Source organism: Streptomyces sp. NPDC015220 (assembly GCF_043079345.1).
Lineage (GTDB): Bacteria > Actinomycetota > Actinomycetes > Streptomycetales > Streptomycetaceae > Streptomyces.
Genome location: NZ_JBIBUK010000015.1, coordinates 161,775 through 174,506 on the forward strand (window position 1 = coordinate 161,775; position 12,732 = coordinate 174,506).

A 12,732-nucleotide genomic window follows, 5' to 3' on the forward strand; every position below is an offset into this window, starting at 1 on the left:
CTACGCCGCCGGGGCGACGAGGCGGTAGCCGACGCCGCGTACCGTCTCGATCAGGGCCGGCAGGCGCAGCTTGGCGCGCAGGGAGGCGACGTGCACCTCCAGGGTGCGGCCGGTCCCCTCCCAGCTGGTGCGCCACACCTCGCTGATGATCTGCTCCCGGCGGAAGACCACTCCGGGACGCTGGGCGAGCAGCGCCAGCAGGTCGAACTCCTTGCGGGTGAGCTGGACGACCGTGCCGTCCACGCTGACCTGCCGGGTGTGCAGTTCGATGCGCACCGGGCCGAGGCTCAGGGCGCTCTCGCCGCCGCCGCCCGCGTCCTCCTGGACGGTGCGGCGGCTGACGGCGTGGATGCGGGCGAGCAGTTCCCCGGTGTCGTAGGGCTTGACCACGTAGTCGTCGGCGCCGAGGTTGAGGCCGTGGATGCGGGAGCGGACGTCGGAGCGGGCGGTGACCATGATCACCGGGATGCCGGTGCGCTTGCGGATCTTGCCGCAGACCTCGTACCCGTCCTGGTCGGGCAGGCCCAGGTCGAGCAGGACCACGCCGAAGCCGGCGCCCTCGGGGACGAGCGCCTGGAGGGCCTCCTCGCCGCTGCGGGCGTGCGTGACGTCGAAACCGTGCCTGGCCAGTATCGCGGACAGCGCGGCCGCCACGTGGTTGTCGTCCTCGACGAGGAGCAGTCTCATCCCGGCCCCCTCCGGTCCGTCGTATGGTCATCCCGGGTGGCTGACGCCCGCCCGCGAGTGCGCACCCCTCGCGTGCACCATGGCAGTCACGCCGATGGACGGGGACGCCGTCAAGAGGCTCCCGGTTGCGCGCCGCTGTCGTTACCCAGCCGGTACGCGCCCCGGCCGGGCCCGCTACCAGCCGTGTCCGGCCGCTACCGGATCGTGATGCTCAGATCTCCCTCAGATGTGATGACGCTGGTCGTGCCGCATCGCTATGGTCCCCGAAACCGAGGAGGACGGAGCCTGAAAGCGATGACCGAAGTATCGGTGGCCAAGGAAGACCTGGCCTCGACCGGCGAACTGGTCGTCCTGAAGAGCGTCAACAAGCACTTCGGCGCGTTGCACGTGCTCCAGGACATCGAGCTGACGATCTCCCGCGGCGAGGTCGTCGTGGTCATCGGGCCCTCCGGGTCCGGCAAGTCCACCTTGTGCCGCACCATCAACCGCCTGGAGACCATCGACTCGGGCACGATCACGATAGACGGCAAGCCGCTGCCCCACGAGGGCAAGGAGCTGGCCCGGCTGCGTGCCGACGTCGGCATGGTCTTCCAGTCCTTCAACCTCTTCGCGCACAAGACCGTGCTGGAGAACGTGACCCTCGGTCAGGTCAAGGTCCGCCGCGCGGACAAGAAGGCGGCCGAGGAGCGGGCCCGCGCCCTCCTCGACCGGGTCGGGGTGGGCGCCCAGGCCGACAAGTACCCCGCACAGCTCTCCGGCGGCCAGCAGCAGCGCGTGGCCATCGCGCGGGCGCTGGCGATGGAGCCGAAGGTCATGCTCTTCGACGAGCCGACCTCCGCGCTGGACCCGGAGATGATCAACGAGGTGCTGGAGGTCATGCAGCAGCTCGCCCGGGACGGCATGACGATGATCGTCGTCACCCATGAGATGGGCTTCGCCCGATCGGCCGCCAACCGGGTGGTCTTCATGGCCGACGGCCGGATCGTCGAAGAGGCCGCGCCCGACCAGTTCTTCAGCAACCCGCGCAGCGACCGGGCCAAGGACTTCCTGTCGAAGATCCTGCACCACTGACCCCGGTCCCGGCCCCGGTTCCCGCCCCGGCCGGTTCCCGTGCCGCTCCCGGCCCGGCCGGCTCACCGGCGGCCGACCCGCGTCGCCGGTCCGGCCGCCGGCTCGCGCCATCGGACCGCCGTCGCCCGTCGGCACCGCCCGGCCGTCCGCTCCGGAGGCCCGCGGCCCGCACCTCCTCAACACCCGAAGGATGTTCACCATGAAGCTCCGCAAGGTCACCGCCGTCTCGGCCGTCGTGCTCGCCCTCGCCGTCTCGGCGACGGCGTGCGGTTCGGACGACAAGAAGGACGAGGGCTCGTCGGGCGGCGGCAAGAAGATCGCCATCGGCATCAAGTACGACCAGCCGGGCCTCGGCCAGAAGACGCCGCAGGGCTACTCCGGCTTCGACGTGGACGTGGCCAAGTACGTCGCCAAGAAGCTCGGTTACAACGAGAACCAGATCGAGTGGAAGGAGTCGAAGAGCGCCGACCGCGAGACCATGCTGCAGCGCGGTGACGTGCAGTTCATCGCCGCCACCTACTCGATCACCCCGAAGCGCGAGAAGAAGGTCGACTTCGCCGGTCCGTACCTGCTCGCGCACCAGGACGTCCTGGTCCGCGCCGACGACAGCTCGATCAAGTCTCCGGCCGACCTCAACAGCAAGAAGCTCTGCTCGGTCACCGGCTCCACCTCCGCGCAGAACATCAAGGACAGCCTGGCGCCCAAGGCGAACCTGCTGAACTACCCGACGTACTCGGCCTGTCTGACCGGTCTGCAGAACAAGGCCATCGACGCGCTGACCACCGACGACTCGATCCTGGCCGGTTACGCCTCCCAGGACCAGTTCAAGGGCAAGTTCAAGCTGGGCGGCCTGAGGATGACCAACGAGAACTACGGCATCGGCGTCAAGAAGGGCAGCGACCTCAAGGCCAAGATCAACAAGGCTCTGGAGGACATGGTCTCGGACGGTTCCTGGGAGAAGGCCGTGAAGGCCAACTTCGGCCCGGCGAACTACCAGTACGAGAAGGCGCCGAAGATCGGCGACATCAAGAGCTGACCCAGCACCCCCGGGTGCGCCGCCCACGGGGGAGCGGCGCACCCGGGGCCCGGCCCCTTCACACGCGGAAGCGCGGGAGATCGTGTTCGACTTTCTTTCAGGCTATGACCTGCTGGGAGCCTTCTGGGTGACCGTGCAGCTCACGCTGCTCTCGGCCGCCGGCTCCCTGGTCTGGGGCACCCTGCTGGCCGGCATGCGCGTCGGCCCGGTGCCCCTCATGCGGGGCTTCGGTACCGCCTACGTCAACATCGTGCGGAACATCCCGCTGACGGTGATCATCCTGTTCACCTCGCTGGGCCTGAACCAGACCCTCGGGGTCGGCCTGGGCTCCCAGGACTTCGGCACCATCAACTTCCGGCTCGCCGTACTCGGCCTGGTCGCCTACACCTCGGCGTTCGTCTGCGAGGCGATCCGTTCCGGCATCAACACGGTGCCGGTCGGGCAGGCGGAGGCGGCCCGGGCGCTCGGGCTGAGCTTCACGCAGGTGCTGACCCTGATCGTGCTGCCGCAGGCGTTCCGCTCGGTCGTCGGCCCATTGACCAACGTCCTGATCGCGCTCACCAAGAACACCACGGTGGCGGCCGCGATCGGCGTCGCCGAGGCGGCCCTGCTGATGAAGGAGATGATCGAGAACGAGGCCCAGCTGCTGCTGATCGCCGCCGTGTTCGCGTTCGGCTTCGTGTGCCTGACGCTGCCGACCGGCCTGATCCTCGGCTGGGTGGGCAAGAAGGTGGCGGTGAAGCGATGAGCGGCTCGGTGCTGTACGACGCGCAGGGGCCCAGGGCCAAGCGGCGCAACGTCCTCTACTCGATCGTGTTCGTCCTCGCCCTCGCGGCGCTCGTGTGGTGGGTCTTCCAGAGCCTGAGCGACAAGGAGCAGCTGGACTGGGCGAAGTGGAAGCCGTTCCTGTCCGGGTCCGAGGCGTGGACCACGTACATCCTGCCGGGCCTGAAGAACACGCTGATCGCGGCGGCCCTGTCGATGGTCATCGCGCTGCCGCTCGGCGCCTTCTTCGGCATCGCGCGGCTCTCCGACCACGTCTGGGTCAGAGTGCCGGCCGCCGTGGTGGTGGAGTTCTTCCGCGCCATCCCGGTGCTGATCCTGATGATCTTCGGGAACGCGCTGTACGCCCAGTACACCGACGTCGGTTCGGACGACCGGCCGCTGTACGCCGTCGTCACCGGCCTCGTGCTCTACAACGCCTCCGTCCTGGCGGAGATCGTCCGCGCGGGCATCCTGGCTCTGCCCAAGGGCCAGACGGAGGCCGCCCAGGCCATCGGTCTGCGCAAGACCCAGGTCATGACGTCGATCCTGCTGCCGCAGGCGGTCACCGCGATGCTGCCGGCGATCGTCAGCCAGCTCGTGGTGATCGTGAAGGACACCGCGCTCGGCGGCGCGCTCCTCACCTTCCCGGAACTGCTGGCCTCGGTCTCCCCGATGAGCTCCTACTACGGCGCGAACACCATCGCGAGCTTCACGGTGGTGGCGCTGATCTACGTGGTGCTCAACTTCAGCCTCACCAGCTTCGCGAGCTGGCTGGAGCGGCGGCTGCGGCGCGGGAAGAAGTCGACCGGTGCGGTGCTCCCGCCCACGGCGGTGGCGGGCGCCGAGACGACCGGCGCCGCCGCCTGACGGGCGGTCAGCCGACAGACGTGCCACGTCATGGGGCGGGGGCAGTGGAGTGATCACCACTGCCCCCGTCGCTTGACGCGAGCAGCGGCAATAGGTTGCATACTTTCTGTGATCGTGCACCCTGCTCCAACCGTCTGTTCACGTCTGTCCGTCAGGACACCGCCACGGGCAGGGAGCGCCGCGCCGTGGATCCGGTGATCGTCGTCGGAGCGGGGCCCGTCGGGCTCGCGCTCGCCCTGGCACTGGCGCGTCAGGAAGTACCGACCGTCGTACTCGACGAGACGCCGGGCAGGGAAGCGCCACGCGCCGCCCGCACCGTCGTACTGCGCGAGGACACGGCCGCCCTCATGGAGCGGCTGGCCGGTGTGCCGCTCGGCCGGACGGGACTGCGCTGGACCGGATGGCGGTCCATGCGGCGCAAGCAGGTGACGAACGAAGTCGACTTCGGCGACCCGGAGGCCCCGGGATCGGCCGGGCCGGCGCCGCTGCACATCGCCCAGCACGTGCTGACCGGCGCGCTGCGCGCCGCCGTCGCCCGCTCGCCCCTGGTCGAGCTCGCCCCCGACAGCCGGCTCGACGCCATGGAGCAGGAACCCACGGGCGTGACCGCGCACACCCGCGGGCCGGACGGCACCTGGTGGCGCGGCAGCCACCTGGTCGGCTGCGACGGCCCACGCTCGACCGTGCGCAAACTGCAGGACATCCGCTTCCCCGGCCGCACGGCCGTCGAACGGCACGCCGTGGCCGCGTTGCGCGCCGAACTGCCCCGGCCCGAGGAAGCGTTCCTCCACCGCACACCGCCCTGGCGGACGACCGGCCCCTTCGCCGGGGAGATCACCGCGCGTCCGCTCCCCGACGGCGTCTGGCGGCTGGACTGGCTGCTGCCGCCCGGCAAGGACCTGGTCACGCCCGAACTGCTGCTCGACCGCGTCCGGGAGACCCTCACCGGCTGGACCGGCGAGCCCGCACCGGCGTACGAACTCCTCGACACCGGAGTCCACACGGTCCACCACCGGGTGGCCCGACGCTGGCGCGCCGGGCGGGTCTTCCTCGCCGGGGACGCGGCGCACCTGCTGGGCGCGTTCGGCACCCAAGGACTGGACGAGGGCCTGCGGGACGCCGACAACCTCGCCTGGAAGCTGGCCTCCGTCTGGCACCACGGGCCCAACGAGGCACTGCTGGACAGCTACCAGACGGAGCGGCGCGCCGTCGTGGCGGCCCGGCTGCGCGCGGCGGACCAGGTACTGCCGGTGCTGCGCGGAGGCGGGGGGCTGCGGTCCTACGTCCCCGGGGCGGCGCGCGGGCACGACGCGCTGCTCATGGACGGCCATCTGGGGCGCGGGACGCTGGGCGCTCCAGGGTCGTACGCCGACTCGCCGCTCGCGCCCGATCCCTCCGACGCCGAGGCGCCCGTGGACACGCCGGCCGGCGCGCAGGTCGCCGATGTGGTGGTGACCGCGGAGGACGGCGCGTTCGTGCCGCTGCGGGACCGGCTGGGCCGCGGGGCGCTGCTGGTGGTGCTGGTGGCGCCGGGCACGGTGGTGTGGGAGCGCCGGCACTGGGTGAGCGCCGGGATCATGCCCCGGCTGGCGGCCGCGGTGGCCGCCCTGCCGCACCCGGCCGAACTGCTGGTCGCCGAGGGCTACCCGGGGGCGGCCCCGCACACCGTGCTCCTGGTACGGCCCGACGGGCACCTGGTCACGACGATGAGCGGAGTGCGTCCGGCCGACCTCTACACGGCGGCCGAGACCGCGCTCGGCGGCGCGGCACGCTCGGAGGCGCACGCCGAGGCGGGCACGCGCTGAGCCAGGCGCACACGGAGGCGACGGCGCGCGCCGGCGCAGGCACGCGCTCAGGCTACGGCGCGTGCTGACGCGACGGCGCGTCGAAGGCGGCAGTCGCCGGGCGGGCACGCTCTGAGCCAGGCACGCGCTCAGGCGACGGCCCGTGCTCAGGCACGCGCGCGCTCAGGCGACCACGCGTCGAAGGCGGCAGGCGGACACGCGCCGGGCGCCGCGCGCTGGGAAGGGCGTGTGCGGGCGCGTGTCCGGGGGCCCGGCGCGCTGGGAGGGGCGCGTCTTGACGCGGACGGACCGGCGGGCGCGGAAGGGGCTCGCCGGTGTGCGGGCCGCCCGAGGGACCCTCGTGGGGGCCGGAGCAGCCTCGGTGCGGATCGGTGTGGAGCACGCCGGCGCCGAGCACCATGACCTGTACGCCGGGCGGGCGCGGGGTGGGACCGGGCGCGCCGGGCGGACCGTACGCGCCGTCACCGCGCGTCCGCATGGTGACAGTCGGTTGACCGGTCCCCGGGCTCGTGGTGTACTCCGGATCGTGACCGACACCGATGTGCGCCTGTGGCGGAGGGTCCACATGGACCTCGTCCGCTACGCGGGCTGCGTGTGTCGCCCGTCCTGCTGAACTCGCGTTCCCCTTCCGACTTCACCGCGCGCGCCGCTCCCGTGCTGTCGCGCGCTTTCCGCGAACGTTCCTCAGGACGGTGTACGTGTCTGCCTCCCCTACTGCTTCCCTGTCCGCTCCCGCCTCGGCGTCCACGTCCCCCTCGGCGCCCACCCAGGCGGAACTCCTCGACTTCGTCCGGCGCACCGCCGCCGACACCGAACTGATCGCCTCGCTGCCGCTCGACCCGGAGGGCCGCACCTGGGTGCGCCTGACCGGCCCCGGCGGCAGCGAGGCCTGGTTGATCAGCTGGCCGCCGGGCAGCGGCACCGGCTGGCACGACCACGCCGACTCGGTCGGCGCCTTTCTCACCGCGGCCGGTGAGCTGCGGGAGAACTCCCTCGCCGCCCGGCTGCCCACCGACGGCTGGAAGACCCTGGAACTGACGGACGGCGTGGACCGGGAGCGACGGCTTCCGGCAGGTCAGGGCCGCGCGTTCGGCCGCCACCACGTCCACGAGGTCCTCAACGAGTCCACCGACCGGCACGCGATCTCCGTGCACGCCTACTACCCGCCGCTGCCGCGGATCCGCCGTTACAGCCGCACGGGGCACACGCTGCGCCTGGAGCAGGTCGAGCGACCGGAGGACTGGCAGTGAGCGGGGCCGGACAGCGACCGCCGGTCGGTGTCGACGAACTGCTGGAGCGGGTGCGGCAGGGGTACGAGCGGGTCGAGCCGGGCGAGGCGTACGCCGCCGCCCGGGCCGGCGAGGCCCTGCTGGTGGACATCCGGTACGCCGCGCTGCGGGAGCGGGACGGGCTGATCCCCGGCGCCCTGGTCGTCGAGCGCAACGAACTGGAGTGGCGGCTGGACCCCCTGGGCAGCCACCGCCTCCCGGAGGCCACCGGCCACGATCTGCGCCCCGTCGTGGTCTGCAACGAGGGATACGCCTCCAGCCTGGCGGCGGTGTCCCTGCACCAGCTGGGCCTGAGCCGGGCGACCGACCTCGTCGGCGGCTTCCAGGCCTGGCGGGCGGCCGGACTTCCGGTGACGCCGTACATCCGGTGACGTCATGGGGGCGCACCCGGACGGAGCGGAAACGGCCGCTCGGGTCGCTCCCCGCGCCGGCCCGGCCGCCCTGGCGCGGGTCCGGCCGTCCTGGTGGCTCAGGCGTCCGACGGGCGCTACGGGAGGTGCGGGGTCCGTGCCGCCCTCGGCGGTGAGGCGGATGGGTGTCCTGCCGGCCTTCTCGGCCCCGCGTCCGCGCGGCGGGGCGACGGTGTGCCCTCAGTACCCCTCGTTCTCGAGGAACTCGGTGTCCTCGCCCTCCTCCTCCAGCGCCTGTCTGACCACCCGCAGGGCCAGACCCTGGGAGTAGCCCTTGCGGGCGAGCATGCCGGCCAGCCGGCGCAGCCGTTTGTCCCGGTCGAGGCCCCGGGTGGAGCGCAGCTTGCGGGCGACGAGCTCGCGCGCCGTGGCCTCCTCCTGTTCGGCGTCGAGCCGCCCGACGGCCTCGTCGATCAGCGTGGCGTCGACGCCCTTGGTCCGCAGTTCCCGGGCGAGGGCCCGCCGGGCCAGTCCGCGCCCGTGATGCCGGGACTCCACCCAGGCGTCCGCGAACGCGCTGTCGTCGATCAGCCCGACCTCCTCGAACCTGGACAGCACCTCCTGCGCCGCGTCGTCCGGGATCTCCCGTTCGCGCAGGGCGTCGGCGAGCTGCTTGCGAGTGCGCGGGGTCCCGGTGAGCAGGCGCAGGCAGATCGCGCGCGCCCGCTCCACCGGGTCCCCCGGAGACTCCCCCCGCTCAGCCCTCGACAAGGAGGAAGCGTCTCCGTCCACCGCGGGCGCCTCGCCGAAGTCCCGCCGACGACGCCCGCGCCCGCCGTGCGCCCCGCCGTCACGCGAGCCGCCCCGGCGTGGACCAGCCGTCCGTGATCCACCGGCTCCACGCGTCCCACCGTCACCCGGCTCGCCGTCCGGGTCTCCCCCGTGCCCGTCGGCGAAGCCGGCGGCCGTGAAGCCGCCCTCGTCACCGTCCGACCGGTGAGGCCGGTCGCCGGCGTACCCGCTGCCGTCATCCGGCCAGTAGGCCCCGTCGTCCCCGTCCCCGTACGTGCTGTCACCGTCCGGCCGGTACAGGCCGTCGCCCCGGTACGCGCCGGCGCCGTCCGCCCCGACGCGGTCCCCGGTGCCCCTCCCCCGTGGGGCACCGGAGGCCGCGCGTCCGCGCTCGTACGCGGGCTCGTACTCGTACTCGGCCCAGTCGGTTCGTCGTGTCACGGGTCAGCTCTTGGCTGCGGCGGCCTTGGGCTTGGTGGCCTTGGCGGCCGCCGGTGCGGGCACCGTCTTGGCCGCGTCACCCGCGGCCGCGGCGACCGCGGCGTCCTCGCCCGGCTCGGCCGCCGGCTCCTCCGGTCGCACTCCGACGCCCAGCTTCACCTTGATCTTCTTCTCGATCTCGTTGGCCAGGTCGGGGTTGTCCTTCAGGAAGTTGCGCGCGTTCTCCTTGCCCTGGCCGAGCTGGTCGCCCTCGTACGTGTACCAGGCACCGGCCTTGCGCACGAAGCCGTGCTCCACGCCCATGTCGATCAGACCGCCCTCGCGGCTGATGCCCTGCCCGTAGAGGATGTCGAACTCCGCCTGCTTGAAGGGCGGCGCGACCTTGTTCTTCACGACCTTGCAGCGGGTGCGGTTGCCGACCGCCTCCGTGCCGTCCTTCAGGGTCTCGATGCGGCGGATGTCGATGCGCACGGAGGCGTAGAACTTCAGCGCGCGGCCACCGGTCGTCGTCTCCGGGGAGCCGAACATCACGCCGATCTTCTCGCGCAGCTGGTTGATGAAGATCGCCGTGGTCTTCGACTGGTTGAGGGCGCTGGTGATCTTACGGAGGGCCTGGCTCATCAGGCGGGCCTGCAGACCCACGTGCGAGTCGCCCATCTCGCCCTCGATCTCCGCGCGCGGGACGAGCGCGGCGACCGAGTCGATGACGATGAGGTCGAGCGCGCCGGAGCGGACCAGCATGTCCACGATCTCCAGCGCCTGCTCGCCGTTGTCCGGCTGGGACAGGATCAGGTTGTCGATGTCGACGCCGAGCTTGCGCGCGTACTCGGGGTCGAGGGCGTGCTCCGCGTCCACGAAGGCGACCTGGCCGCCGGCCTTCTGCGCGTTCGCCACGGCGTGCAGGGTCAGGGTCGTCTTGCCGGAGGACTCCGGTCCGTAGATCTCCACGACACGGCCGCGCGGCAGGCCGCCGACGCCGAGGGCCACGTCGAGCGCGGTCGAGCCGGTCGGGATGACCTCGATGGGCTCCTTCGACCGCTCGCCCATGCGCATGACCGCGCCCTTGCCGAATTGTCGTTCAATCTGTGCGAGCGCGGCGTCCAGCGCCTTCTCGCGGTCGGTTCCTGCCATGGGTTCCACCCGGTTTGCTTGAGTCGATCGCTTCACGTCAAAGACGCTAACGCCTGCCACTGACAATGCGCCTCGACGCATGTCCGGCCTGTGGATAACCAGGGGATCTACTACCCCGAAACGGGACGGAATCCCCTCCGTTGAGCCTGACCGGAGCCTCCATAAGAATAGATGTTCGATTTTCGTGTCAAGCGCACCACACGGGGCCCGCCGGCCCCGGCCGCCCGGCGCTCCCACCCCGGCCCGGCTGCTCCGCGCGGAGCAGCCGGCAGGCCTCCGCCCGGACGACGACGGGAGCGCCACGCGTTCGAGAGGCTCGGGCCATGTCGGTTCCCACGCTCCCGCCGCGCCCCCGGACCCGCCCGTCGCCCGTGCGCGCCCCACGCCCCGCCGAACGGCTGTGTCACGCGACCGGCCTTCTCTCCTCGTCCTGTCCGGCCTGGCCCGTCTGGTGGTGTTCGCGGTCGACGGCGGGCCGTGGGACGGGCCCGTCTCCTGGCGCAAGCCCGTCACGTTCGGACTGTCCTTCGGGGTGACGCTGATCGCGGTCGCCTGGACCGCGTCGTACCTGCGCGTCGGGGAGCGGACGCGCGCCGCGCTGCTCGTGGTGTTCGCCGCCGACTGCGTCGTCGAGGTCGGCGGCTTCACGCTCCGGGCGTGGCGCCGGGTCCCCTCGCACCTGCACACGCAGACGCCCTTCGACACGGCGGTGGCGATGACGCTCGCGGCGGGCGGCGTGGTCCTGGTGACGCTTCTGACCGTGTTCGCGCTCGCGTCCTTCCGGCGCGGGCCCGAGGGCCCGGCGGGGATGGCGCTCGCGCTGCGCTCCGGGTTCGCGATCCTGCTGGTCGCCCTGGCTTCGGGCGCCGCGGTGATCGCGCGCGGCGTGCTGCTGAGCCGGGCCGGACACCAGCAGGCGGCGTACCGCTCGACGGCCCCGCTCAAGCCGCTGCACTGGGTGAGCCTGCACGCGGTCCTGGTGCTGCCCGCGGTGGCCGGGCTGCTGTCCCGCACGTCCTGGAGCGAGCGGGTCCGCCGGCGGATCGTGACCGCGGCGGTGGGCGCCTACGCCGCCGCCGTCGCCGCCGGGGTCTGGGCGGTCCTCGGCCGGTGAAGGCCGCGGCCACGTCGTCCCGCCCCGCCGGCCGCTACCCGGAGGTGCCCTCCTCGGCCACGGCGGTCCGCGCTTCGGCCGCCCCGCTCTCCGCGGCGCTCCCGGCCCCCTCCGACGCCGCCGTCCCGGCCTCCGCCTCGGGCTGCTGCTCCCACAGCCGTCGCACGCGCGCGGCCAGGCCCGGAGCCGGGACCCGGCTGCGGTGGCCCTGGACGCGGGGGTCGTCCGTGACGGCGTACCGCTTCACGTACGCCCCCAGGAACGCCTGCAGGGTGGCGACCGCGGGAATGGCGATCAGGGCGCCGACGGCCCCGAGCAGCGCGGTGCCGGCGATGACCGATCCGAAGGCGACCGCGGGGTGGATGTCCACGGTCCTCGAGGTCAGCTTGGGCTGCAGCATGTAGTTCTCGAACTGCTGGTAGACCACGACGAAGACCAGCACCCACACCGCGTACCACGGGTCGACCGTGAAGGCGATCAGCATCGGCAGGGCGCCCGCGAGATAGGTGCCGATGGTGGGTATGAACTGCGACACCAGCCCGACCCAGACGCCGAGCACGGGCGCGTACGGAACGCCCAGGGCCAGCAGCAGGACGTAGTGGGCGATCCCCGAGACGAGCGCCATCAGGCCGCGCGAGTACAGATAGCCGCCGGTCTTGTCGACGGCGATCTCCCACGCGCGCAGTACCTCGGCCTGGCGGGCCGGCGGCAGCACGGAGCACAGGGCGCGGCGCAGCCGTGGCCCGTCGGCGGCGAAGTAGAACGAGAACAGCCCGACCGTCAGCATCTGGAACAGCCCGCCGAGCACCTGCGCGGACACGTCCAGGACGCCCGCCGCGCTGTTCTGCGCGTACTTGCGCAGCCAGTCGGAGTGGAGCAGGCCCTCCTGGATGTCGACGCGCCGCAGTTCGGTGTGGAACGTGGCGTTGACCCAGTTGATGACGGAGTCGAGGTAGTCCGGGAAGCCCTCGATCATCTTGATGATCTGACCGGCGAGCATCGAGCCGAGCAGTGTGACGAAGCCCGCGGTCGCGATCGCCAGGGCGAGGAAGACCAGGAAGGTCGCGAATCCCCGCCGCATGCCGCGGGCGGCCATGCGGCTCACCGCGGGCTCGATGGCCAGGGCCAGGAAGAACGCGATGAGGATGTTGATCAGCAGGCCGGTCACCTGGTGGAACGCCCAGCTGCCGAACTGGAAGGCGGCGATGAGCGCGAGCGCGAGCACCATGGCTCGCGGCAGCCAGCGCGGCATACGGGCACCCGGCCCGGCGGCGCCCGCGGCCGGGGGCCGGGAAGGCGGCGTCGTACCGGTCGGGGGTGCTTGCCGGGCCGTCCGCCCGGACTCGTCAGTGGGTGCCACGGTGCAAGTCTCGCCCACGCCGCC

12 protein-coding genes and 1 pseudogene are annotated in these 12,732 nt (G+C 72.3%); 9 read left to right on the forward strand and 4 right to left on the reverse strand.

The genetic code is table 11. The features are described 5' to 3' along the window. Positions 1-687: a response regulator transcription factor gene (locus tag ACF061_RS26575; protein WP_392269485.1), complete on the reverse strand. Its 687-nt coding sequence runs from the start codon at positions 685-687 to the stop codon at positions 1-3. Positions 688-981: 294 nt separating this feature from the next. On the opposite strand from ACF061_RS26575, the gene ACF061_RS26580 reads away from it, so the two are divergent. The 8 genes from ACF061_RS26580 to ACF061_RS26615 all read left to right on the forward strand — a co-directional run bounded on the left by ACF061_RS26580 (position 982) and on the right by ACF061_RS26615 (position 7,891). Then, positions 982-1,758: an amino acid ABC transporter ATP-binding protein gene (locus tag ACF061_RS26580; RefSeq protein WP_392269486.1), complete on the forward strand. Its 777-nt coding sequence runs from the start codon at positions 982-984 to the stop codon at positions 1,756-1,758. Between the two features lie 199 nt (positions 1,759-1,957). Further along, positions 1,958-2,794, forward strand: a complete 837-nt coding sequence (locus tag ACF061_RS26585) for a glutamate ABC transporter substrate-binding protein (RefSeq protein WP_392269487.1) — start codon at positions 1,958-1,960, stop codon at positions 2,792-2,794. Positions 2,795-2,876: 82 nt separating this feature from the next. After that, on the forward strand, positions 2,877-3,542 hold the full coding sequence (locus ACF061_RS26590; protein WP_392269488.1) for an amino acid ABC transporter permease: 666 nt from the start codon (positions 2,877-2,879) through the stop codon (positions 3,540-3,542). After that, the gene (locus ACF061_RS26595; RefSeq protein ID WP_392269489.1) at positions 3,539-4,426 is read left to right on the forward strand and encodes an amino acid ABC transporter permease; all 888 of its coding nucleotides are present in this window, start codon (positions 3,539-3,541) and stop codon (positions 4,424-4,426) included. The genes ACF061_RS26590 and ACF061_RS26595 overlap by 4 nt, the downstream gene beginning before the upstream one ends. Positions 4,427-4,611: 185 nt before the next feature. After that, a complete protein-coding gene (locus ACF061_RS26600) occupies positions 4,612-6,231 on the forward strand; it encodes an FAD-dependent monooxygenase (protein ID WP_392269490.1) in 1,620 nt (539 codons plus the stop codon). A 541-nt stretch (positions 6,232-6,772) separates the two neighbouring features. Then, entirely contained in the window at positions 6,773-6,844 is a 72-nt protein-coding gene (locus tag ACF061_RS26605) for a putative leader peptide (protein WP_309544753.1), read from the forward strand. An 85-nt stretch (positions 6,845-6,929) separates the two neighbouring features. Then, positions 6,930-7,481: a cysteine dioxygenase gene (locus tag ACF061_RS26610; RefSeq protein WP_392269491.1), complete on the forward strand. Its 552-nt coding sequence runs from the start codon at positions 6,930-6,932 to the stop codon at positions 7,479-7,481. After that, positions 7,478-7,891 carry a rhodanese-like domain-containing protein gene (locus tag ACF061_RS26615; RefSeq protein ID WP_392269492.1) on the forward strand — a complete coding sequence of 138 codons (414 nt, stop codon included), beginning with the start codon at positions 7,478-7,480 and terminating at the stop codon, positions 7,889-7,891. Before ACF061_RS26610 ends, ACF061_RS26615 begins: the two co-directional genes overlap by 4 nt. 219 nt (positions 7,892-8,110) lie before the next feature. Here the strand turns inward: ACF061_RS26615 and recX are convergent, their stop codons facing one another. After that, positions 8,111-9,103: a recombination regulator RecX gene (gene recX / locus ACF061_RS26620; protein WP_392269493.1), complete on the reverse strand. Its 993-nt coding sequence runs from the start codon at positions 9,101-9,103 to the stop codon at positions 8,111-8,113. A 3-nt stretch (positions 9,104-9,106) separates the two neighbouring features. Continuing rightward, positions 9,107-10,234 carry a recombinase RecA gene (gene recA / locus ACF061_RS26625; protein WP_392269494.1) on the reverse strand — a complete coding sequence of 376 codons (1,128 nt, stop codon included), beginning with the start codon at positions 10,232-10,234 and terminating at the stop codon, positions 9,107-9,109. Positions 10,235-10,557: 323 nt separating this feature from the next. On the opposite strand from recA, the pseudogene ACF061_RS26630 reads away from it, so the two are divergent. Beyond that, positions 10,558-11,348: pseudogene (locus ACF061_RS26630) on the forward strand (hypothetical protein). Positions 11,349-11,382: 34 nt separating this feature from the next. Here the strand turns inward: ACF061_RS26630 and ACF061_RS26635 are convergent. Continuing rightward, positions 11,383-12,708, reverse strand: a complete 1,326-nt coding sequence (locus tag ACF061_RS26635; RefSeq protein ID WP_392269495.1) for an AI-2E family transporter — start codon at positions 12,706-12,708, stop codon at positions 11,383-11,385. Between the last annotated feature and the right edge of the window lie 24 nt (positions 12,709-12,732).